A 23,357-nucleotide genomic window follows, 5' to 3' on the forward strand; every position below is an offset into this window, starting at 1 on the left:
GCCACACCACGCTGCACCACTACCGCACTTACGCATCGACTTCATGGACACAGTCTGGCATCTCGAATGGGCGCACGGCGCGTTCGACGTACACGCCCGCGGCGGCATGCTCGGCGGCGTCGCCTTTTTCAGCGGCGCACGCGTCATCCGGCCGTTCTACGAACCGCCGTGGCTCGGCGAACCCGCCGCCCGGCCCGACGGCCTGCTCGGCGTGATGCGCAGCGAATTCGCGTGCGTGCCGTTCGGCGTGCCATATGCGCCGGACGGTCTCGCCGAGGGCTGGCGCGACGCGGTCGCGACGCCGGCTGCCGCGCATGACGCGCACAACGCGCATGACGCGCCGCTCGACGCGAGCGACGATCTGCAGCACGGCTATGGCTGTATCGCCGACTGGACCTGCGTGCGGCGTACGTCGCACGAGATCGAGATCGCGCTCGACTATCCGGCCGGCTCGCCGATCGCGCGGGTCACGCGCACGATCCGCGCCGATCCGCAGCGCGCGGCGCTTGAATTCGTGCTGCGGATCGACGCGCGCACGGCTGCGCGCCGCCCCGCCGGCCTGCACCCGAATCTCGCGCTGCCGTCACTCGCCGGTGCGTTCCGCATCGAACCCGGCGCGTTCCGGTTCGGTGTCGTCCACCCTGGCGGCCCCGAACCCGGCGTGTCGCATGGCCGGCCCGGCGCGACGTTCGAGACGCTCGACCGCGTGCCGCTGGCCGACGGCGAATATCGCGCGTTCGACCGGTTGCCGTTCGCGGACGCCACCGAGGAAATCGTGCAGCTTTGCGGGATCGATGGCAGCGTGACGCTGCACGACGACGTCGCCGGCACTGCGTACCGGTTGACGTGGGATGCGGCCGTGCTGCCATCGCTGCTGCTGTGGATCAGCAATCGCGGCCGCGCCTATGCGCCGTGGAATGGCCGCAACCTGTGCGTCGGCGTCGAGCCGGTCGCGAGCGCGTTCGAGCTCGGCTGCCACGCGTCGCTCGCGCCAAACCCGATCAATGCGCGCGGCGTCGCGACCGCGCTAACGCTCGACCCCGCGCGACCGCTCGAGATCGCGTACCGCTTCGACGTGCTTGACGCACTTGACGCGCGCTAAAGTACGCTGAAGCCCGTCAGCCCCCCGCGGGCGCCACGCCGACAGACGCCTGCAGTTGCTGCAGGCTCTCGTCGACGCTCAGCTCGGACATCGCGTCCGCGCGCAGCGTGCCGTCCGCCGCGCGATGCAGCGCATTCAATGCGTGCAGCTTGAGCCGCACCATCGCGAAACGCTGACCGCGCGCCGCACATTCCGCGGCGAACGTGCGCAGCGATTCGATCGTCGTGCCGTCGACGTCGGGCGTTTCCTCGAGGCTCAGCATTACCGTGTGCGTATCGGGCGCCGCCTTCACGAGCGCGCGCACGCGGTTCAGCATCCGGTCGGCGTTCGCGAAGAAGAGCTGCGCCTCCGGCCGCGCGATCAGCACGCCAGGCACCGGCTTCGCATCCTCATGGATCGACACGTCGACGAAGTCGTGGCTGTCGCGCAGCCGGCCGAGCACGCTGACGTTCGGCTCCGACAGCTTGCGCAGCGTCAGCAGCAGGCTCACGCCGATCGCGGCGAGCAACCCGTGCAGCACGCCGAGCACCAGCACCGCGAGCAGCGCGGCAATCACGACGAGCCGGTCGCGATGCCAGACCCAGTAGGGCTTGAACACCGACGGATGCAGCGAATGGCTGACCGCGAAGATCACGATCGCCGCGAGCACGGGCTCGGGCGTGCGCGCCAGTTGCGGCAGCAGCAACCAGACGATCAGCGCGATCACGCCGGCCGCCCACAGCCCGGCAAAGCGCGACTGCGCGCCGGCCGCCTCGTTCGCGGAGGTCGCCGAATAGCCGGCACCGACCGGCATCCCGTGCAACAGCCCCGACACGAGATTCGCGCAGCCGAGCGCGACGAGGTCGCGGTTCGGCAACACGGCATCGCCGTGCTTCAGCGCGAAATTGCGGATCGAGCCATACGATTCCGCGTAGAGGATCAGCATCAGCGCGAACGCCAGCTCGGTGGTCTGCATCCACGCGTTGCGGTCGAGCTGCGGCAGGCCGAACGCGACGTTCTGGAAATCAATGTGCCCGACGATCGCGATCCCGTAGCGCTGCCAGTCAACCAGGTAGCCGGCCGCGATCGACAACACGATCACGACGAGCGTCGCCGGCACGCGCGAGCGGCGCCCGAGCAGGAACAGCAGTGCGAGCGCGGCGCCGCCGAGCGCGACGCTCGCGAGATTCGCGTGCGGCGCGCCGACGATCAGGTCGAACGCGACGCGCGGCGCGTCGCTGTGCTGCACCTTGACCGCGAGGATCTTCGGTAGTTGCTTGACGACGATCGTCAGCGCGAGCCCGAACGTAAAGCCGCGCAGCACGGGCCGCGCGACGAAGTCCGACATGCCGCCGAGCCGCGCGACGCCCGCGAGGATGAACAGCACGCCCGTCATCGCGACGAGCGCCGCCGCGAGCGCGAGCTGCGCAGCGAGGCCCAGGCCCGACTCGGCGAACACGGTCGCCGCGAGCACCGCGGCCGACGACGACGTCGACGACACGATCGCGAAGCGGCTGCTGCCGGTGAGCGCGTAGACGACGAGCCCGGACAGCAACGCGATCAGGCCGGCCTGCGGCGGCAGGTTCGCCAGCCCCGCATACGCGACGGCTTCCGGAATCAGCAGGCCCGCGATCGACACGCCGGCCAGCGCGTCGCGGCCGATGCGCTGCGCACGTGGCGGCACCGCCGCGTCGAGCGGCGCGAAGTGATCCACATGCTGCGGACCGGCGTCAGGACGGGGTTGCGGAGTCTGCGTGCGGTCGGTCGGCATGGCGCTGCTGTCAGCTCTTCGCGACGATCACGCCCGACCAGCCGGGCAGGTAGCGCGCATCCTGTTCGTGCGCGCGCTTCAGCGCGGCGTCGAGCGCCTTGTCGAAGTTCTTGCGGATCTGGTCGGGCGTCACGTGCAGCCGCAGGTAGTCGGCCCACAGGAATTCGCTGAACGGCGTCGCGTCCTTCGCATAGCCGCCCGCCGTGCGCAATTCGCCCGCGAGGCTCCGGTACGGATCGTCCTCGAGCCCCGTGAGCACCTTCGGCAGATGCTCGTAGTCGCGGCGCGCGCCGTCCGGGCCGAACGGATGCACCCACTGGTTGTGCTCCATCATCCGCCAGAAGATCGTCTCGTCGAGCCAGGACAGGTCCTTCAGCAGCATCGCCTTCACGTTCGTCTCCCCTTCCTCGATCAGCGCGAGGCCGAGATGGTGGTGATCGGTGATGAAGTGATGGCCGCCGGGACCGACGACGGCAGGAAACCAGTGCGAATCGATCGCGGCCTTGCGCTCGCCCTTGCCAAGCGTCTTCCAGTGCTTGCGCTTCGCTTTCACTTCGCGATAGCCGACGGTCATCTGCGTCGGGCGCAGCGCCTCGAGCTTGACGGGAATGAGATGAACGTCGCGGCCGAGTGTCATGGTCGTACCCTTTCTAGACAAATTCCGGCAACGATACTCCTGATCGCGCGCGCCGTTAATACCGCGCATCCCTCAACGGCACCCGTTTGACGATTTCCGAAGCCTCGGCGCAGGCACCCGCGCCCGGCTCTATTGGCCGAAATTGCACGCCACTCGAGTTGCGCATCGGGTGCGGTGTCGGGTGCCGAATCGAATGCCGAATCGGGTTCACGACACGCGCAGATCGTCGCGCTCGAGGCGGTGACGCACATACGGAATACCGTCCTGCACGACGCCGACGCGTCGCATCCCGAGCTTGCGCGCGACGTTCAGCGAAGCGGCGTTGGCCGCCGCGATGTCGGCGATCACGCGCGGCAGGCGCACGGTGTCGAACGCATGACGCACGACGGCCGCCGCGGCTTCGCTCGCGATGCCTCGCCCCCATGCGCTCCGGACGAGCCGCCAGCCGATCTCGACGTCGTGCCCGCCGCCAGCGTAATCGGGAATCAGCAACACCCAGCCGACGAACGTGTGCGGCGCAGCCTTCTCGAAGATCGACCAGTAGCCGAGGCCCGACGGATAGTCGCGCGTGATCCGGTGCGTGACGAAGCGGCGATGCTCGACGGGGTCGTGCCACGGCCCCGCGATATGCCGCGTGACTTCGGGATCGCGATCCATCGCGACACATGCGTCGAGGTCGGCGAGCACGCGCGGGCGCAGTTGCAGACGCGCGGTGTCGAGCACCGGCAGCGCGGCAGCGGAACGTGCAGTCATCTGATCCGGACTCCTGATTCGGTGCGCATTCGCGCAATCACATTACAAAAACGATACACCCGCCATTCCAACGCACGACACCTCGGGTGCGCGTGCGCGGCGCATGCGTACTTCGCTTCCGGAAACAATTCATTTCGTAGGGATTATTCCCGATTCGACCGTATCGCGGGCCACATCGCGCGATGCCGCGACCTACACTCGATGAATGCCCCCGCTCCGCGCGCCTGCCGGGCGGCACGCGCATGCGATCCGTCAGGGCGCACGCCAACGAGGAGACCTCGGCCATGAGCTGGACCCCCGAGCAACGCAACGTCACGATCGCCGCCTATCTCGGCTGGACGCTCGATGCGTTCGACTTTTTCCTGATGGTGTTCGTGCTGAAGGACATCGCGACCGAATTCAATTCGACCATTCCGGCCGTCGCGTTCGCGCTCACGCTGACGCTCGCGATGCGTCCGCTCGGCGCGCTGATCTTCGGCCGGCTCGCCGATCGCTACGGGCGTCGGCCAACGCTGATGGTCAACATCGCGTGCTATTCGCTGATCGAGCTGGCTTCGGGCTTCGCGCCGAGTCTCACGTCGCTGCTCGTGCTGCGCGCGCTGTTCGGCGTCGCGATGGGCGGCGAATGGGGCGTCGGATCCGCACTGACGATGGAAACCGTGCCGACCCACTCGCGCGGCGTCGTGTCGGGCCTGCTGCAGGCCGGCTATCCGAGCGGCTACCTGGTCGCGTCGATCGTGTTCGGCGTGCTGTACCAGTACATCGGCTGGCGCGGCATGTTCATGGTCGGCGTGCTGCCCGCACTGCTCGTGCTGTACGTGCGCGCGAAGGTGCCCGAATCGCCGGCGTGGACGCAGATGGAGAAGCGCCCGCGTCCGAGCCTCGGCAGCACGCTGCGCAACAACTGGGTGCTTGCGATCTATGCAGTCGTGCTGATGACCGCGTTCAACTTCTTTTCGCACGGCACGCAGGACCTCTATCCGACCTTCCTGCGCGAACAGCATCACTTCGATCCGCATACGGTGTCGTGGATCACGATCGTGCTCAACGTCGGCGCGATCGTCGGCGGCCTCACGTTCGGCACGATTTCGGAGAAGATCGGTCGCCGCCGCGCGATCTTCATCGCCGCGCTGATCGCGCTGCCGGTGCTGCCGCTGTGGGCGTTCTCGAGCGGCCCGCTCGCGCTGGCCGCAGGCGCATTCCTGATGCAGATCTCGGTGCAGGGCGCATGGGGGATCATTCCCGTCCACCTGAACGAGATCTCGCCAGCCGAGATCCGCGCGACCTTTCCCGGTTTCGTGTACCAGCTCGGCAACCTGCTCGCGTCCGGCAATGCGACGATGCAGGCGTCATTCGCGGTTTCGCGCGGCAACAACTACTCGCTCGCGCTCGCGCTCGTGTGCGGCACCGTCGCCGTCGTGATCGCGATCCTGATCCTGTTCAGCCCGGAACGGCGCGGGATCGACATGACGCAATCGGTCAATACGCGTAGCACCGTCGGCTGAGCATGCCGGTTGATGCAGCGCATCATGCCGCGCGGCCCGGCCTTGGCGGGCCACGCGGCGATCTTTCCGCGTTCGCACATCGATCTAGAGGATTCCGACCAGATTCAGCGCTTGCCCGCGCCGTGCGCGTTTTTTTATCTTAATAAAAACGGTTGTTTGAATTACAAATCTGAATCGATTGTTCGCGGCCGGGCGACCGGCATGGGAGGCGGAACATGGCAGTGGGTCAGGTGGGGCGGCCGCCGGGCAGCCGGCAAGCCGGCGGGACGAAGGCACGCATCCTTGACGCGGCCGAAGACCTGTTCATCGAACATGGCTTCGAGGCGATGTCGATGCGGCAGATCACGTCGCGCGCGGCGGTCAATCTCGCAGCGGTCAACTATCACTTCGGCAGCAAGGAAGCGCTGATCCACGCGATGCTGTCGCGCCGGCTCGATCAGCTCAACCAGGAGCGCCTGCACATCCTCGACCGCTTCGATGCGCAACTCGGCACGCACGTCACCTGCGAACACGTGCTCGGCGCGATGTTCATTCCCGCGCTGAAGGCGTCGCGCGACCCCGAGCGCGGCGGGCGCGCATTCCTGCGGCTGATTGGCCGCGCGTACACCGATCCGTCGCCGTTCGTGCGCAACTTCCTGACCGCGCACTATGCGAGCGTCGCAGGCCGCTTCTTCGACGCGTTCCAGCGCGCGCTGCCGGGCCTGCCACGCACGGAGCTCGGCTGGCGGCTGCACTTCGCGATCGGTGCGCTGTCCGGCGCGCTGGCGGGCGCCGAGACCGAGGGCCTGATCGACGAGTTCTCGCAGGGCCGCACGATGAACGACGTGCAGATGATCGCGCGGCTGTCGTCGCTGATTGTCGCCGCGCTGAAGGCGCCGATGCCCGACAGCGCGCAGCTGTCGATCTTCGCGGCGGTGCTCGACGATGCGGAGGCGAACGATTCGGTGCCTGGTCCGCCCGATTCAGCGGCCGATTCATCGTCTGCTACGCCGGCCGAGGCGCCGGTCGACGACGCGACGCTGCATCACGCGAACTGATGCGCGCTGTGCATCCGGCGTCGCGATGTGTGGCGACGCCGCGTGCTGTCGCAGCAGTACGAACTCAGCGTACTCCGCATGGGACCGAACCCGGCGCTATGGCACCAGGTTCGGTCGATATCCGATCGACTGTAGAGCGTGGAATCAGAGCAGGCGCTGAAGCGCTCATTCTGATCGACCGCAATGCATGCGACCAGGGCAAGCGCCAAAGCGCCAACGCTGGTCGACAGGAGACAACAATGTCCGCTTCCGCCCCCACCGAAGCCGCTCAGCTGCCGCCGAACACCGACGGCATCTGGTACGCGTCATATCCGCCCGGCGTGCCGCGCGAGATCGACGTCACGCAGTACGCATCGCTCGTCCAGTTCTTCGACGAATGCACGACGCAGTTCGCGGACCGCGTCGCGTACGTGAGCGCCGGTGCGTCGATGACCTATCGCGCGCTCGCGCAGAAAGTCGCGGCGTTCGCGTCGTATCTGCAGAGCCTCGGCGTGAAGCCGGGCGACCGCGTCGCGATCATGCTGCCGAACACGTTCCAGTATCCGGTCGCGCTGTTCGGCACGCTGAAGGCCGGCGCAATCGTCGTCAACGTGAACCCGCTCTACACCCCGCGCGAACTTGCGCATCAGCTGAAGGACAGCGGCGCGCAGACGATCGTCGTGTTCGAGAACTTCGCGCGCACACTGCAGGACGCGCTGCCCGAGACGCAGGTCAGGAACGTCGTCGTCACCGCGCTCGGCGACCTGCTCGCAGACGGCTTCAACGCGAAGGGCCGACTGATCAACTTCGTGCTGAAGCACGTGAAGAAGCTCGTCCCGGCATACCACTTGCCGCAGGCCGTGCAGCTGCGCTCGGCACTCGCGCTCGGCGCGCGCGGCAAGCCGCAGCCCGTGCCGCTCACGCGCGACGATCTCGCGTTCCTGCAGTACACCGGCGGCACGACGGGCGTCGCGAAAGGCGCGATGCTCACGCACGGCAACCTGCTCGCGAACCTGCTGCAGGCGAAGGCATGGATCGCCGACCAGGTCTCGGGTGACACCGAGACGGTGCTCACGCCGCTGCCGCTTTATCACATCTATTCGCTGACCGTGAACGCGTTCATCTTCATGGGGCTCGGCGGGCGCAACATCCTGATCGCGAACCCGCGCGACACGAAGATGGTGATGAAGATCATCCGCCACGAAACCTTCACGGGCATCACCGGCATCAACACGCTGTACAACGCGTTCCTCGACAACGAGGAATTCCGCAACCGCGACTTCTCGAAGCTCAAGCTCGCGATGGCGGGCGGCATGGCGATGCAGCGTGCAGTTGCCGAGCGCTTCCAGCAGGTGACGGGCCGGCCGATCGTCGAGGGCTACGGGCTCACCGAATGTTCGCCGATCGTCACGATGAACCCCGTGAACCTGCAGGACATGGCCGCGTTCAGCGGCTCGATCGGCCTGCCTGCCCCGTCGACCGTCGTGCGCTTCCGGCGCGAGGACGGCACCTGGGCCGGCATCGGCGAACCGGGCGAGCTGTGCGTGCACGGCCCGCAGGTGATGCGCGGCTACTGGCAGCGCCCCGATGAAACCGCGAAGGTGATCGACGCCGACGGCTGGCTCGGCACCGGCGACATCGGCGTGATGGACGAACACGGCTTCGTGCGGCTGATCGACCGCAAGAAGGACATGATTCTCGTGTCGGGCTTCAACGTGTATCCGAACGAGATCGAGGAAGTGCTCGTCATGCATCCGGGCATCAGTGAAGCGGCGGCGATCGGGATCCCTGACGACGTGCAGGGCGAGCGGATCAAGGTGTTCGTCGTGCGGCGCGACCCGACGCTCTCGGCGGACGACGTGCTCGCGCATTGCCGCAAGAACCTGACCGGCTACAAGATGCCGAAGCTCGTCGAGTTCCGCGACGCGCTGCCGCAGACCAACGTCGGCAAGATCCTGCGTCGCGCGCTGCGCGACGAGGAACTCGCGAAGCGCAAGCCGGCATCGCATGGCTGAATCCGCCGCATCTGGAGACACAAGTCGATGAACGAAGGAACGAAGCGGCCGCTGCGCCGGAATACGGCCCGCACAAGCACGTCGGCCACTTCGGCCACTTCGGCCGCCTCTGCCGCCGCGGCCATCGCCGGCGCGCTCGCGTTCGCGCTGGCACTGGCGCCGACAGGCGTCCATGCGCAGGAAGCCACCGCACCGGCAAGCGCCACGCACGACGCCGCGCCGTTACCGGCCGACCTCGCGAAGGTCGCGCGCGAGCCCGCCACGCAGCAGGCGCGCTGGCTGCGCAGCGCCGCGCAGCAAGGCACGCTCGCGAAGCTCGACGACGCGACGCTCACCGCGCTGTTCACGGCGCTCGACCCGCTCGCGGTGCCCGAGTACATCCGCACCGGGCCGAGCGGCTATTCGTCGTATCAGTTCACGATGCGCCGCCAGGAACGCATCAGCGGGAAGTGGTCGGACACACCCGATCACATGATCGTCAAGACCATGCGCGACCCGCTGCGGGTTTATGCGAAATGGCTGCCGGACGGCGCGCACGCGGGCCAGGAAATCATCTACGACGCGACGCTGCGCAAGGACGAGATGGTCGGCCACCTCGGCGGGCTGCTCGGCAAGCTGCCGCTGTGGACGGCGATCGACGGCGCACTCGCGCGCGCGCAGTCGAATCATCAGGTGAGGGATCTCGGCACCGAGTTCATCGCGAACCTGTACCTGAGCGAGGGGAAGAAATACCGCGAGGCGGGCGTCGAGCGCCCGACCCATGTGGAGGCGAAGACGGTCGACGGCGTGCGTGTCGTCGCCCTCACCTACGAGACGCCGACCGGCCGGCCGCAGTTCTACGCGAAGAAGGAAATCCTGGGGCTCGACCTGCACGCGCCCTATTTCCGGACGGTCGAATCCTACGACAACGACGGACGGATCTTCGAGCGGATCGTCATTGAGAAGATCGCGCCGGCGACGCTCGACGACACGGCGTTCGACCCGAAGAACCCGGACTACCGGTTCTGATGCGCGCCGCCGGCGGGCGCTTGCGCACGCCGCCGGCAGGTGCACCGCATTCAATCGTCATCGTCATCGTGATGCTTGTGCCAATGCTTGTAGTAGTGCTTGCGCCACTTGCGATAGCGGTCGTCATCGTCATCGCCTTCGTAGCCGTACCCGTAGCCCGGATACGCGACCACCGCCGGCTGCGGCGCCACATAGACCGGCGCCGGCTCGGCATAGACCGGCGCGGGTTCGACATAGGCAGGCACGCCGATGCCGACCGCAACGTCGACGTGCCCCGCCATCGCACTGCCGGAAGCCAGCCACGCCAGGCCCCCGACCCACACTGCCATTCGCCTCTTGTTCATGTTCTCGATCTCTGATAAGTCGGCCCTGCCGACGCGCGCGACGACTGTATCCGAGCGGCACGAAGCGAGGTGCAACGGCGCTGCGAGAGTCGTAACCCGACGTAACAAAACACGGCTGGCCGTTTGGCCGAATCGCCGAAATGCGTGGAACCGTCTATAGTGGGTTACGGTTCGACACAATCACGACCGCACGCAGGCGGATCGAACAAGGTAAAATCCCGCTCAAACATCCTGTGGATTCGACGCCACACACACGCACAACATATTTTCTGACGCAGGCTCCTGCCGCATCTCAATGGCCAATCCCGCAGAATCCCATCCGCAAAACGACTTCATCAATTCCGCGCGCAAGGAACGTAAGCGCGTTGAAATCTATCTCGTCAACGGCATCCGCCTGACGGGTTGCATCGAGTCGTTCGACCAGTATCTGGTGATGCTGCGCACCCCCGTGGGTCTGCAAGGCATCTACAAGCGTGCGATTTCCACGATCCAGCTCGATACGGGCGGTTCACGCCCGGGCGGCGGCGGTCCGCGCGGCCCGCGCCCGGGCGGCGGCGGCCGTCCCGGCGGCCGTGAAGGCGGTGGCCACAGCCCGTACGGCTCGCACGGCGGCTCCCGCGAATCGCGCGGCGACAGTTACGGTTCGCGCGAACCACGCGAAGGCTATACGCCGCGTGAACCTCGTGAAGGCTATACGCCGCGCGAACCTCGTGAAGGCTATGCCCCGCGCGAACCGCGCGAAGGTTACGGCGCGCCGCGCGATGCCGGCGACCAGTCGGCCGGTTCCGCACCGTCGGAGTCGCGCAACAGCAACGGGCCGGTGATCGTCACCCGGCGCCGGCGTATCGTGCCGGACGGCCAGTAACGCCAATAGCGCAAAAGGGCAAGCCCACGGGCTTGCCCTTTTTTTGTGCCGCATCCGGGCGCCAGCGCGGCATGTCGCCGCAGGCGTCCGGTCCGCGCCGTGCGCTCAGTGCACGTTCGGCAAGCCGGCGTCGGCCTCCCGCTGCAGCGAACGCACCTGCTGCTGCAACGCACGCAATTGCGACTGCAGTTCCGCCTGCTGCGCCTGCAGCGCCACAGTTTCGCTGCGCACCGTTTTCTGACGGTCCGCGACGGCCGTCTGCTGTTCGCGCGCGATCGAAATGTCCGCCTGCAGACGCCGCGCGCGTTCCTGTGCCGCATCGATCTGGCGATCCATCTGCGCCTTCTGCGATTCCAGCCGCGCCGCGCGCAATTCGTTGACGGACAGTCGCTCGGCCTGGCGCGAGAAATCGCGGTAGATCGCTTCCGCGCGCGCGTCGTCGTAGGACTTGATCACGCGCCAGAACGCCTTCTGCTGAAACAGCGCGATGTAGTACGCGCCGTCCTTCACATTGAACAACTGGCTCGCGCCGTAGCTGCCGCTGTAGCTGGTGCGCATTTCCGTCAGCGAATGCGCCTGGATCTGGCGTTGCAGTTCGTCGACCGTGCTCTGGCCAGTCGCGTCGCCCGCCTGCATCGGCGTCTGTGCCTGCGAATCGATCGACGGAATCGCGACGACGGGCGCCGCCGCCGGTTGCACCGCCGCCGATGCATCACCCGCCAACCCTTGCGCGCACGCGTGCTGCACGCCTCCCAACATGGCGAGCAACAAGCATGCTCGCCCCATCCCCGTAATCTGGCTCATGTAATGTGATTCCCGCACCGACTCGTTGTAATTTTGCGCTGCATTATCTCATTAATTAATCGCTTTCGCGGGTCTCGGGCTCCTCGTCGAAGATCTGGTATTTGCGCATTTTTTCCCACAGCACCTTGCGGCTGATGCCGAGCTGCTGCGCGGTGTCCTGGCGGCGCCAGCCATTCGCGTCGAGCGCCGCGATCACGCGGCTGCGTTCGCCCATGTCCCACTTGCTGCGATCGACGAAGACCTCGGCCGCGCTCTCCGCCGGCACCGGCTGCGCGGCGCTGCGCGCATGCGCGACCAGACGCTGCAGCCGCGCGGCATCCCAGCCGCCCGTCTGCCGGACCGTCACGCCGACACGTTCGGCCAGATTGCGCAATTCGCGCACATTGCCGGGGAAATAGCTGTCGGCAACGGCATCCGCGAGCCAGTACGGCAGGTCCGGCAGTTGCGCGAGCTTCTCGTCGCCGACGACTTGCGCGACGAACGACTTGAACAGTGCGATCTTGTCGACCGCGCCGCGCTCCTCGAGCGACGGGATGCTCAGCTCGATCACCGCGAGCCGGTAATAGAGATCGGCGCGGAACTGGCCGTCCTTCACGAGCTGCGGCAGCTTCTTGTTGCTCGCGGCGACGAGCCGGAAATCGACCTTGACCGGCGACGTCGCGCCGACCCGCAGCACCGCGCCATCCTCGAGCACGCGCAGCAGCTTGACCTGCTGGTAGAGCGGCAGGTCGCCGACTTCGTCGAGGAACAGCGTGCCGCCGGCGGCCTGTTCGAAATAGCCTTTATGCGCAACAACCGCGCCGGTGAACGATCCTTTTGCATGCCCGAAGAACAGCGATTCGAACAGGCCGTCAGGAATCGCACCGCAGTTGACCGGCACGAATTCGCCGAGCCGGTAGCGCGTGTGCTTGTCGTGGAGCAACTGCGCGATGCGCTCCTTGCCGACGCCGGTTTCGCCGTGCAGCAGCACGTTGGTGTCGCAGTCGGCGAACATATCGACTTCGTGCAGCAGCGCCTGCATCGATTCCGAATGCGCGACGAGCTCGGACGGGCGCAGCGTCTCCGCGGCGTGCGCGTGCAACTGCGTGACGAGCTTGCCGACCATCCCGCGCAGTTCCGCGCAGGTGAAATCGAGCGGCAGGATGTGCGAATACTCGGGCGGATACTGTGACGAGCCGTGGTCGCGCGCGGCGCCGACCCAGACGACCGGCATGCCGATATTGGCTTGCCAGTCGCGCAGGAACGCTGCGCCGCTTTCGATCATCGTCACGCTGATGATCGCGAGCGACGGACGCAGCGCGGCGCGTTCGGGCGAGATTTCCGCGTTGTCGGCGCGGATCACTTCGACGTCGAAGCTCGCCATGCAGCGGGCGACGCGGTCGACGATGTCCGCCTTGCCTTCCCAGACGTACAGGTCGAGCTCTTCGATTGCGGGCGTGGTTCTCATCGGATTGATCTGACTTCTCTAATTACTTACCGTTTGCGCGACGCCGCAGGTCAGCGCCTGATTGTGTACCGTCGAGACACCGACCTGGGCGCCAAGCAGATTCAGCAGCGGAACGATGATCTGGTCGAGGGCGGAAAGCAAGGGGGCCAACGCACCCGTCAGCACGGAGATCAGCGGATCCAGCATCGTGCCGAGCTGAACCGAGGCTCCACCGATATACAGTGCCAGTCCGTTCGTCGATGCGAGGCTGTTCGCAACCCCCGACAACGCGTTGGTCAGCACCGAACCCACTGCGTTGGCGTTCGTCGTCTGGTAATCGTCGGAATCGCCGGCCACACCGTTGAACGTCAGCGTTGCCGAACTGCTGGACGGCACGGACGCGGGCAATGCGAGGTTTGCCTTCACCTGGACGGCAGTCGTGCCCAGCACGCTAGCCGACAGGATCGTCGCAGGAACGGTGCAACTGAACGGCTGCTGGGCGCTCATGTTCGGCGGCGTATCGCCGATGCAGAGGTTGGCGACACCCGTCTGCACACCGACAACCGCACGGCTCGCCGCCTGGGTCGGCGCGCAATTGGTCGACACCAGCCACGCGGTGCCGGGCGCGACTTCGAGATAGATCGGCAGATGGACGTCCGCACTGACGATCTTGTTGAGGAACGTGTTCAACCAGCCGAGTCCGAGCAGGTTCAGGATCGTTATGTTGGTCGTACCCAGATCGGCATTCAGATACAGCCGGACTTGAGCCGTACTCGCCTGGGTGCGCCACGTGCCCGTGGTCGGATCGATGCCGCCCTCGCCCACGGCCAGCACCGGCGGCTTGATGATCTGCACCTGCAACGTCGCGTTCACGAGACCGAGATTCACGCCGGTGTTGACGTTGACGGCCGGCTGCCCTGCAGCCGCCACCTCGGCCGCGACCATCAGCGCATCGAGCAGCGTGACGCGCGCATCCGCGGCCGCCTGCTTGTTCGCCAGCCCCACCGCCAGCACGCCGGGCGTCGAGCCGTTGCTCAGCACATTCACCGTCGTCGTGCCCACCGCGACTTTCGCGATCGCCTGCAACGCGCTCGTCGCGACACCCGCGTTCACGTTGGCCACCTGCGTCTTCGACAGTGCCGTGACCAGCAACTGCGCGAAGCCGCCCGCCGTCACCGACACGTTCGCGAGCTGGTCCACCGTCCCGACGTTGGCCGCCACGACGAGATCCTTCAGCGCGATCTGCGTCGTCGCGAGCCCTTGGTACGACACGGCGCTCAGGTTGAGATTCGCGCCGAGCAACGCACCAAGCACGTTGTTCACCAGGCCGCCTTGCAGCGTCACGAGCGATGTCCCGAGCGTGAAGGAATCCGGATTGACCTCCTTGCCAATCGACGTCGCGGTGACGGTGCGCTTCGGCCCGAGGAAAAAGAACGGCACCGGCTTCGACAGCGTGACCTGGACCGCATTGAGCTGGCTCGACGCACTGCCGAAGTACGGCGGATTCGGAAACGCCGCCACGTCCCAGCGGCCGCAGACGATCGACATCGAATTGCCCGATGCCTGCGGGTCGAATCCGTTCGCCGACGCATTCTGCGTGGCGGTCGTGGTCGGCTGCGCACACTTGTCGTCCATGCGCTGCGCGGCGGCGAGCGCGGACATGTCCGCGATCCGCTGCAGGTCGCGGCGCTGAAAGAACAGATTGCCGATATCGATCGCGCCCAGCACCACCACCGCCAGGAGCACCCACACGGCCGCCAGAACCGCCACGGCGCCGCGCTGGCCGCCCATCCGCCGCCGGTCGCGCGGGCGGGCGCAGGAACCGGTCGATCGAGCCGAACGCATCACGGCCTCAGTACGACGATTGCGACGCGCCCTGTCCGCCCGGCATGCCCCCGCCGGCCCCGTTCGCGTTCAGCGGCGAGCCCATCGAATCCGGAATCTTGTTCTTGAACGAATCGAGATAGCGCTGGTACGCAAGCGACGCGGCGTCGCCGAGCATCGGCTGCGCCGGGCCCGCTGCCTGGTTGTCCCGCTGCAACGCGAGCCATGCGTCGGTCGAATGGCCGACTTCCGCGGCGTTCGGCGCGGGTTGCTGCTGTGCATGCGCGGCAGCGGCCGCGCCGGCGAGCACGAGCAGCGCGACACCCCGGCGTACGCGTGCCGGGCGCTCGAGATTCCTGTTGTTGTCGTTCATGCTTGTTCTCCCCGATTGTCTTGTCATTGTGCGAACCGCTGCAGCAGCGGCGCGGTTTGATCGAATCCCTGAACGCTCGCCACCGGCGACGTGCGTTTCGCGCCGCCGCTTCCGGCGACATCGACGACGCTGCCCGACCCGACGGCCGTCGCGACCGGCGCGAGCGCCGTGCGCCGCGATGCATGCGATGCCGCGATGATCTTCGTCGCATCGCCGCGAATGTCGTTGCGAACCTCCGGCGCCAGCTTCTGCTGGTTCATCAGCTTCTGCGCGTCGCGCGTGCGGCCGGACGCGAGCAGGTACAGCGTCAGGTTGCTGATGATCTTCGGATTGTTCTGGTCGAGCTCGGCAGCCTTCATCAGCGGCACGCGCGCCCCCTGCACGTCTCCGCAGCGCAGCTTCGCGTAAGCCAGATCGGACAGCATCGACGCATCGGTCGGCGCGAGCACCGATGCCTGCGACAGTGCCTGCGCGGCGTGCTCGAAATCGCCCGCGCCGCCGGCGATCAGCCCGAGCCCGCGATAGCCGCGCGCAGCGAGCGGCGTGTTCAGCAATTGCGTGTAGACGGCCGCGCTCGCGGCCGGCTGGTCGGTCATGCGCAGCGCGTCGGCGCGCAGCAGGATCGATTCGGGCGACGCGCCGTACTGCTTCTCGTATGCGTCGATATGCGCGAGCGACGCGTAATACAGCCCCTGCGCCTGCATCCGCTCGATCAGGCCGAGGTACATGCCGGGCGTGTCGGGCGCGGCCTGCTTCTGGCCGGCCGCATCCATCAGCGCCGCACGCTCGGCCTGCGCACCGACGCCATACCCGCTCTCCTTGAACGCCGAACATGCACCGAGCAGGCCGACCATCGCCGCCACGCCCGCCAGTTTCACGATTCCACCGATCCCGTTCATCTTCGTTCCTTCCATCCGCCGCATCAGTGGCGCGCCTGGGCAAGCGCGTGCAACACCGAGATCACGCCAGGGCCAGCCGTCACGATCAGCAATGCTGGCAGCAGCGTTATGATCATGACGCCCGTCATCTTCACCGTCAGGCGGCCGATGCGCTCGCGCAGCATCGCGCGGCGCGTCTCGCGCAGCCGGTCGCCGAACTGCTTGAGCGGCTCCTGCACCGCGCCGCCGTGCTTGTCGACCTGGATCATCAGCCGCACGATCGCGCGCAGGTCCTCGTTCTCGAAACCCGACGACAGCCGCTGCAGCGACTGCTCGCGGGTGCGGCCGGCCGCGAACTGGCGCTGCGCGATACCCATCTCCGACGACAGGACCGGCATCATCCCCTTGAAGTCATTGGTCACGACCTGGATGCTCTGGTCGAGCGACAGCCCGACGCCCTGCAGCAGGCGCAGCATGTCGACGAGGAGCGGCAGTTCGTCGACGACGCACTGCCGGCGCGCCGCCGCCTTGCGGCGCAGGTAGACCTTGGGCAGCATGAAGCCGACGACGAGTGCCAGCGCGATGCCGAACAGCCAGCGCCCGCCCGCCAGGCCGGCGCCGAAGAACGCCGCGAACAGGAACGGCACGACCAGTGCGCAGGCGACCCGCGCACTCAGGAACAGTCCGCGCGAGCGCGTGTCGACGTAACCGCACTGCTCGAGCAGCCGCCGGTCTTCTTCGGCAACCGCATGCTGGCCGATGCCCGTTTCGAGCCAGCGCATGCCGATCGCCGACATCCGCTCGAGCAGCTGCGCGACCTTCGTATGCCGATTGGCGGCCGGCGCTTGTTCCGGCTGGCGTGGCGGCGCAGTGCCGTCCGCCGCGGTCCGCGCGCGCGCCGCGTCGAGCGCCGCCGCGCGCCGGTCGAGCGCGTCGGCGAGCGCCCGCCGGCTGCGCGTTTCCGCGCCGGCGCGACGCAGTGCGAGAATGGCCAGAAGCACGACGCCGAGCGCGCCGAGCGCCAGTGCAATCGATCCGAGTTGATTGGGAGTCATTGCGTCACCTGAGCCGGGCCATCCTGTACAGCCATGCGCCACCCGCGACCTGCATCATGAAGGCCAGGTACAGGAGCTGGCGACCACCGCGATCGGACCACATCGCCTGGACATAGTCGGGGCTGGTCGCGACCACGAAACTGCCGATCCCGATCGGCAGCAGCACGAGCACCCAGGCCGACAGCCGCGTTTCCGACGACATCGCCATCAGCTCGCGCTCCGCCTGCTCGAGATCGCGCATGAACATCGACATGCGATCGAGCATCACGTCGGCCCGTCCGCCATAGCGCACCGACAGCCGCAGCACCGATCCGACCAGTTCGAACTCCTTCGTGTGATAGACCTTCGCGACGTGCATCATCGCGCGATCGATCTCGACCCCGGTGCGCAGCATTCTCGACACCTGATCGAGACAGCCGCGCAGCGGCGCCTCGGTGGTCTGCAGCGCGGCCTGAAACGCGGCCGGCACGCTGTTGCCGAGCGTCACGAGCCGCACGATGCCGTCGAGGAACGACGGCAGCTGCCGGACGATCTGCAGCCGGCGGCGCTGGATCCGCGACACGAGCCAGAACGCGAGCAGCGCGGTGCAGCCCACCAGGGCCGCAATGCATGCGAGCCAGCCGCCGCGGCCGGCGACGAGCGCCACCGCAACGAGCGCCGCCACCGCGGCGAATGCCTTGCCGCGCGCGCCTTCGATGCCTGCCCGGCTGAGCAGGTGATCGACGTATTCGTCCGCTGCCGCCCGCCAGCGGGCCCACTGCGTCGACGGCGCGTCCGGCGATGCGGGACGGGCGCCGGCGCCGGGCGTCATCGGCGCCGCCGGCGCGGGCCCGCCTTTCGCCGCCGCGCCCGCGCGCGCGGCCGGCTCGATCCGGCTGTCGATGAAGCGCTGCGCATGCGCACGCCCGCGCTTGAGTTCGCCGTGCCGCCACAGCATCAGCGCGGCGGCCACGCAGACGAGCGCGAGCGCAAGCGCGCCGGCCATCAGGCTATACATTGAAGCCTCCGCCGCGGCCGAAGCCGCCGAAGCCGCCACCACCGCCACCACCAAACCCGCCGCCGCCACCGCCGAATCCACCGCCCGTCAGCGTCTGGCGGAAGCGCGCGAGCTTCGGCGAATGCGGATGGATGCCGAGCGATTCCCAGTTGTCGATCTCCTCGCCGTCATGCGTCACGCGCGCCTCGTAGCGGTACAGCTCCTGCGTCGCGATGATGTTGTCCGACAGCCCCGTGACTTCGGTGATCGACAGGATCCGCCGCCGGCCGTTGGACAGCCGGCCGATCTGCACGATGAAGTCGATCGCGTTCGCGATCTGGCGGCGCAGGCTCGACTCGGTGCCCTGGAAGCCGGCAAAGCCGGCCAGCATCTCGAGACGGTACAGGCACTCGCGCGGCGAGCTCGCATGCACGGTGCCCATCGAGCCGTCGTGACCGGTGTTCATCGCCTGCAGCATCTCGAGCACCTCGCCGCCGCGCACTTCGCCGACGATGATGCGGTCAGGACGCATCCGCAGCGTGTTGCGCAGCAGGTCGCGAATCGACACGACGCCGGTGCCGTCGAAACCGCCCGGCCGGCTCTCGAGCCGCACGACGTGCGGGTGGTTCAGCGACAGCTCGGCCGTGTCCTCGATCGTCACGACGCGCTCCGGCTCGGGAATGTGGAACGCGAGCGCATTGAGCAGCGACGTCTTGCCCGAGCTCGTGCCGCCCGACACGAGCACATTGCAGCGCGCTTCCACCGCGGCCTCGAGCAGTGCGCCGATCTCGTCGTTGTAGGTGCCGTTGCCGAGCAGGTCGGACGGCTTCAGCGGATCCTTGCGGAACTTGCGGATCGACACGACCGGCCCGTCGAGCGACAGCGGCTCGATGACGACGTTCACGCGCCCGCCGTCCGGCAGCCGCGCATCGACCATCGGATTCGATTCGTCGAGGCGCCGGCCGATCGGCGCGAGAATCCGCCGCACGATCCGCAGCAGATGCGCGTTGTCGGTAAAGCGCACCGGCAGCTTCGACAGGATCCCGTGGCGCGACACGTAGATGTCGTTGTAGCCGTTGATCAGGATGTCCTCGACGTGCGGATCCGCGAGCAGGTCCTCGATCGGCCCGAATCCCGCGAGTTCCTTCGTCAGCGCCTCCGCGATCGCGCGCACCTCGTTCTCGTTCAGCGGAATGCGGCGCAGGCGCACGAAGCTGTCGATCTCCAGGTCGACGAACTGGTTGATCGCCTGTCGCGACCAGCGGCCGAACTCGGCGCCCAGTTCCTCGATGCGCGTCAGCAGGTGCTCGTGCGCAGCATTCTTGATGTCGTGGAATTGCTGCGTCTGGGAGAACGGCGCGGCGCCGTCGGCAAATTGAATGTCGTGTGCCATCGCTTACGATCGCTTGGACGAGGGTTGAATGAAGCGCTTGAGCGCGGAGAGCCCCGATGCCGCGCGCGGCGCGGCGGTGACGCCCGTCAGCCGCTCGGCGAGTGGTTCGAGCGCCCGCACGTACGGATCGCGCTCGGCGGCATCGACGATCAGCCGGCCCTGGTTGGCCGCATCGCCGATCGGCACGCGGCGCGCGGGCAGTGTCGCCAGCAGCGCGACGCCGAGACGGTCGGCGATCTGGGCCGGCGTCAGGTTGAGCGCCGGATCGTACTGGTTGACGACGAGCCGTACCTTGCCGATGTCGATGCCTGTATCGCGCATCTCCTCGAGCAGGTCGACTGCGGACACGATCGACGCGACGCCCTGGTCGCAGACGAGCCACGCCTCGTCGGCAGCCGCGGCGATCTGCGTGACGAATTCCCGGTTCGAGAAACCGCCGAGATCGACGATCTGCTGGTCGAAGAACGCGCGCAGCCGGTTCAGCAGGCCGACGCACGACGCGTACGACACGTCGCGCAGGTCGGCCAGGTTCGGCGGCAGCGTGGTCAGCGCGACGCCGCTCGCGTGGCGCGTCAGCGCGGTGTTGACGAACGTGCGGTCGATGCGGCGCAGGTTGCGCACGGCCTCGACGAAATGGAACTCGCAACGCGTGTTGAGGAACAGCGCGCCGTCCCCGGCGGGCAGGCCGAGATCGACGAGCGCGGTCTGCCGGCCGTGCGGCGCGGCCGCGCCGAACGCGGTCGCGCCGCTGTCTGCCGCGGGTGCCGTGCGCCTTTGCAGCAGCACCGACAGATTCGCGGCGAGCGTGCTCACGCCCATTCCCGCGCGCGCGCCGAGCAGCGCGACGAGCTTGCCGTGACGGTTCGCCGGCTCGCCGCCGATGTGCTCGAGCAGCCCGCGCGTGATGCGCAGCGCGTCGTCCGCGTTTCCCGACACGTCGATAAAGTCACGCACGCCCGCCCGCAGCGCGGCAAGCGCGCTTTCGGGTTCGCTCAGCATGCCGAGCGCGACGACCGGCAGGTTCGGATGCGCGAGCCGCACCGCCGCGGCGGCCGCGCTCGCGGCTGCCGGCGCGCCGGAAAAGTCGATGAAGACGATCGCCGGATTGAGCCCCGCGATACGCTGCGCGAGCGCGCCCGGCTCGAGCAGCGCGGCTTCGACCGCGCCCGCGGACACGAGCGTCTCGCGCAGCCAGCCGACGTGCTTGTCCTGCTGCGACGCGCACACGAAATAGTCGGTCACGGCGGGCTCAGCCAAGGAAAGGGTTCTCGCGTTCATGTTGAACATCCCCGGTTGCATTGCGCGCGACGGCACGCGCCGCGTTCATTTCGAAAACCCCGGCGCCGCGTCGGGCGACGCAATGCCACCGAGGTACGAGCGCCACACCGGGCCATCGCGCTGCTCGGACTGCTCGCCCGGCGTCGCCGGCAACGATGCGCCCTTCGCGATCGGCGCGACGAGGTGCGGCGTCACGATGATCACCAGTTCCTTGTCGTTCTGCTGATAGTTGAGGGACTTGAAGAACGCGCCAATGATCGGCAGGTCGCCGAGGACCGGCACCTTGTTGACGTTCGACATCGTCTCGCGATCGATCAGGCCGCCGATCACGAAGCTCTCGCCGTCGCCAAGCTCGACCGTCGTGTCGGCCCGGCGCGTCGTAATCGCCGGCACGGACACGCTGTTGATCGTCACGCCATGCAGGAAATCGAGCTGGCTCGACTCCGGCGCGACCTTGAGCGCGATGCGGCGCGGGCTCAGCACCGTCGGCGTCAGCGTGAGCCCGACGCCGTACTGCTTCCACTGGATCGCCGTCGAACCGAGCGCCTGCGGCACCGGCACCGGAATCTCGCCGCCCGCGAGGAAGCTTGCGCTCTGCCCGGACAGCGCGACCAGGGTCGGCTGCGCGAGCACGCGTGCGAGATTGTTCGCCTCGAGAATCGACAGATTCCCGAAAATGCCGCGGCTGGCCGAATTCACGACGAGGTTGAACGCAGACGCGATCGGGATGCCGCCCGTCGCCTGGAACGCCGACGTCGCACCGCCGGTCACCGACTGCAGCCCGCCCGGCGTGAATGCGCCGAACGCGAAGCCATTGCTCTGCTTGAAGAAGTTGAGGCCCACCTCCTTCAGCACCGAGCGGCTGAACTCGACGACCCGCACGTCGACCTGCACGGTGTTCTTGCCGCCGACCGTCGACGTGTCGATCACCGTGCCGTCCTTGCCGCTCATGCGCTTGCCGACGGCTGCCGCACGCTCGTGCGCGTCGAGCGATGCCGCCGAACCGGACAGCACCGACGTGCCGCCGTACGCCTTCACGCCCGGCGTCGAACTGTCGAGCACCGCCTGTGCGGCCGCATCGACGACATTGACGTTCCACACCATCGGCTCGTCGTGGCCGCGCTCCCACAGCATCACGTTGGTCGAACCGGGCGCCTTCGCGACCAGCAGCACCGTGCCGGCACGGCCGCCCTTCATCACGAGCACGTCGGCGACCGACGGATCGCCGACCGCGACGCGCTGCAGCGTGTGTCCGGCGGCGATCTGCCGCTGCGTGCCGACCGCGAGATCGATCGAACCGTTCACGCCGGTGGCCCCCGCCAGCGCTGCGAACGTGATGGCCCAGAGGGTAATTGCGAAAGCAATCAGTTTATTTGTCATTGTGTCGGAGACCGTCGAGCGGCCATCTCCCTTCCGTTACTGCTGTCGATGATCGTGCGTTTCGTTGTTCTTAATAGGTAACCGTCTCGGTCCGCCCCCCGCGAATCACTTCGATGTTCGCACCGCCCGATCGCGCGACGACCGGCGCACGCGGCGCGGCCGGCGCGCGCGGTGCGCTGCGCGCACGCCCCGCCGACAATTCGTCGAGCGACATGCCGGCGGCAGCGGCAGCCGACGGCGCGAGGTTGCCCGTCGTACGCAGCGCCACGGTCTGTGCGGCGACTTCGTCGTCGAGCGGATTGCGCAACGCAAGCGTCAGGTGGCCGCTCGCTTCGCCGAGCGTCAGCGCGTCGACCTGCGCAGTCGGCACCGCGAGCACGGCGGTACGCACGGCACCTGTCGCGGTCCCGCCACCGTCCTTGTCCGGCGTTGCATCGCCGAATGACAGCACACGCACCTTCGACAGCAGCAGACGCGCCTGCGTATTGGGGATCTCCGCGCCCATCGGACCGCCCGCGGCGCCGTCACGCCTAAGGTTCACGAATACATCGACATAGTTGCCGGGCCGCAGCCGGTTGCCGACCGCATTGGTTTCGTCGACCTTGACCGCTACGGCCCGCTCGCCCGGCGCAACCTGATCCGCGAGCCCCGACGTCAACGCGCCCTCGAGCACCGGCGACGCGGCGAGGATGTTGCTGGCCGGCACGCGGCCGACGAGTGCGGCCGGATCGCTGAACCCGCCCGTCGGCATGGCCGGCGCCTGGCCCACTTTCAGCGCGTCGGCGGGAATCGGCTGGCCGGCGGTCAGCACGCGTGCCGCCACCACGATCGGCACCGTCTTCACGGCCGCGGCCTGCGGCTGCGCTTCGGCCGGGCGGGCCGTGTGGCGTCCGAGCATCCACGCATAGAGCCCGAGGAGAATCGCGATTGCGATCAGCAGCCCGGCGATGATCTTCGTCAAGTGGTTAGCCATGG

The 23,357-nt window shown here is 67.6% G+C and carries 21 protein-coding genes; 6 read left to right on the forward strand and 15 right to left on the reverse strand.

All coding sequences use genetic code 11. The annotated features are described in order from the left end of the window. Positions 1-43: 43 nt before the first annotated feature. Complete coding sequence (locus DID96_RS22715; RefSeq protein WP_124601512.1) at positions 44-1,102, forward strand: hypothetical protein; 1,059 nt, start codon at positions 44-46, stop codon at positions 1,100-1,102. Between the two features lie 16 nt (positions 1,103-1,118). Here DID96_RS22715 and DID96_RS22720 read toward each other — a convergent pair whose 3' ends face one another. The 3 genes from DID96_RS22720 to DID96_RS22730 form a co-directional block, all read right to left on the reverse strand. Then, positions 1,119-2,852: a SulP family inorganic anion transporter gene (locus DID96_RS22720; protein ID WP_124601513.1), complete on the reverse strand. Its 1,734-nt coding sequence runs from the start codon at positions 2,850-2,852 to the stop codon at positions 1,119-1,121. A 10-nt stretch (positions 2,853-2,862) separates the two neighbouring features. Beyond that, positions 2,863-3,489, reverse strand: a complete 627-nt coding sequence (locus tag DID96_RS22725; RefSeq protein ID WP_124601514.1) for a ParB-like protein — start codon at positions 3,487-3,489, stop codon at positions 2,863-2,865. 207 nt (positions 3,490-3,696) lie between these two features. Further along, on the reverse strand, positions 3,697-4,242 hold the full coding sequence (locus DID96_RS22730; RefSeq protein ID WP_124601515.1) for a GNAT family N-acetyltransferase: 546 nt from the start codon (positions 4,240-4,242) through the stop codon (positions 3,697-3,699). Between the two features lie 284 nt (positions 4,243-4,526). Here DID96_RS22730 and DID96_RS22735 point away from each other — a divergent pair, with 284 nt between their 5' ends. The 4 genes from DID96_RS22735 (at position 4,527) to DID96_RS22750 (ending at position 9,786) form a co-directional block, all read left to right on the forward strand. Then, complete coding sequence (locus tag DID96_RS22735) at positions 4,527-5,747, forward strand: MFS transporter (protein WP_124601516.1); 1,221 nt, start codon at positions 4,527-4,529, stop codon at positions 5,745-5,747. Positions 5,748-5,962: 215 nt separating this feature from the next. Further along, positions 5,963-6,784, forward strand: a complete 822-nt coding sequence (locus DID96_RS22740) for a TetR/AcrR family transcriptional regulator (protein ID WP_124601517.1) — start codon at positions 5,963-5,965, stop codon at positions 6,782-6,784. Positions 6,785-7,023: 239 nt separating this feature from the next. Next, positions 7,024-8,778, forward strand: a complete 1,755-nt coding sequence (locus DID96_RS22745; protein ID WP_124601518.1) for an AMP-binding protein — start codon at positions 7,024-7,026, stop codon at positions 8,776-8,778. A gap of 27 nt (positions 8,779-8,805) precedes the next feature. Further along, positions 8,806-9,786 (forward strand): DUF1571 domain-containing protein, encoded by a 981-nt coding sequence (locus DID96_RS22750; RefSeq protein ID WP_124601519.1) that lies wholly within the window; start codon positions 8,806-8,808, stop codon positions 9,784-9,786. Positions 9,787-9,836: 50 nt separating this feature from the next. Here DID96_RS22750 and DID96_RS22755 read toward each other — a convergent pair whose 3' ends face one another. Next, positions 9,837-10,130, reverse strand: coding sequence for a hypothetical protein (locus DID96_RS22755; protein ID WP_124601520.1), 294 nt, complete (start codon positions 10,128-10,130; stop codon positions 9,837-9,839). A gap of 295 nt (positions 10,131-10,425) precedes the next feature. On the opposite strand from DID96_RS22755, the gene hfq reads away from it, so the two are divergent. After that, positions 10,426-10,995 (forward strand): RNA chaperone Hfq, encoded by a 570-nt coding sequence (hfq, locus tag DID96_RS22760; RefSeq protein ID WP_124601521.1) that lies wholly within the window; start codon positions 10,426-10,428, stop codon positions 10,993-10,995. Between the two features lie 105 nt (positions 10,996-11,100). On the opposite strand, the gene DID96_RS22765 is transcribed toward hfq, so the two are convergent. The 11 genes from DID96_RS22765 to cpaB all read right to left on the reverse strand — a co-directional run bounded on the left by DID96_RS22765 (position 11,101) and on the right by cpaB (position 23,355). Beyond that, on the reverse strand, positions 11,101-11,799 hold the full coding sequence (locus tag DID96_RS22765; RefSeq protein ID WP_124601522.1) for a DUF2968 domain-containing protein: 699 nt from the start codon (positions 11,797-11,799) through the stop codon (positions 11,101-11,103). 55 nt (positions 11,800-11,854) lie between these two features. Then, entirely contained in the window at positions 11,855-13,246 is a 1,392-nt protein-coding gene (locus tag DID96_RS22770; protein WP_124601523.1) for a sigma 54-interacting transcriptional regulator, read from the reverse strand. Between the two features lie 18 nt (positions 13,247-13,264). Continuing rightward, positions 13,265-15,070: a TadG family pilus assembly protein gene (locus tag DID96_RS22775; protein WP_260463979.1), complete on the reverse strand. Its 1,806-nt coding sequence runs from the start codon at positions 15,068-15,070 to the stop codon at positions 13,265-13,267. 7 nt (positions 15,071-15,077) lie between these two features. After that, the gene (locus DID96_RS22780) at positions 15,078-15,422 is read right to left on the reverse strand and encodes a DUF3613 domain-containing protein (RefSeq protein ID WP_124601524.1); all 345 of its coding nucleotides are present in this window, start codon (positions 15,420-15,422) and stop codon (positions 15,078-15,080) included. 23 nt (positions 15,423-15,445) lie between these two features. Then, positions 15,446-16,321: a pilus assembly protein gene (locus tag DID96_RS22785; protein WP_124601525.1), complete on the reverse strand. Its 876-nt coding sequence runs from the start codon at positions 16,319-16,321 to the stop codon at positions 15,446-15,448. A 23-nt stretch (positions 16,322-16,344) separates the two neighbouring features. Continuing rightward, on the reverse strand, positions 16,345-17,355 hold the full coding sequence (locus DID96_RS22790) for a type II secretion system F family protein (RefSeq protein WP_124601526.1): 1,011 nt from the start codon (positions 17,353-17,355) through the stop codon (positions 16,345-16,347). A 4-nt stretch (positions 17,356-17,359) separates the two neighbouring features. Continuing rightward, positions 17,360-18,352: a type II secretion system F family protein gene (locus tag DID96_RS22795; protein ID WP_124601527.1), complete on the reverse strand. Its 993-nt coding sequence runs from the start codon at positions 18,350-18,352 to the stop codon at positions 17,360-17,362. Next, entirely contained in the window at positions 18,345-19,724 is a 1,380-nt protein-coding gene (locus DID96_RS22800; protein WP_124601528.1) for a CpaF family protein, read from the reverse strand. The genes DID96_RS22795 and DID96_RS22800 overlap by 8 nt, the downstream gene beginning before the upstream one ends. Positions 19,725-19,727: 3 nt before the next feature. Continuing rightward, positions 19,728-21,002: a fimbrial protein gene (locus DID96_RS22805; protein WP_124601529.1), complete on the reverse strand. Its 1,275-nt coding sequence runs from the start codon at positions 21,000-21,002 to the stop codon at positions 19,728-19,730. A gap of 45 nt (positions 21,003-21,047) precedes the next feature. After that, positions 21,048-22,382, reverse strand: a complete 1,335-nt coding sequence (locus tag DID96_RS22810) for a type II and III secretion system protein family protein (protein ID WP_124601530.1) — start codon at positions 22,380-22,382, stop codon at positions 21,048-21,050. A 70-nt stretch (positions 22,383-22,452) separates the two neighbouring features. Beyond that, the gene (cpaB, locus tag DID96_RS22815; RefSeq protein WP_124601531.1) at positions 22,453-23,355 is read right to left on the reverse strand and encodes a Flp pilus assembly protein CpaB; all 903 of its coding nucleotides are present in this window, start codon (positions 23,353-23,355) and stop codon (positions 22,453-22,455) included. Between the last annotated feature and the right edge of the window lie 2 nt (positions 23,356-23,357).

This window comes from Burkholderia sp. Bp8963 (genome assembly GCF_003854275.1).
Lineage (GTDB): Bacteria > Pseudomonadota > Gammaproteobacteria > Burkholderiales > Burkholderiaceae > Burkholderia.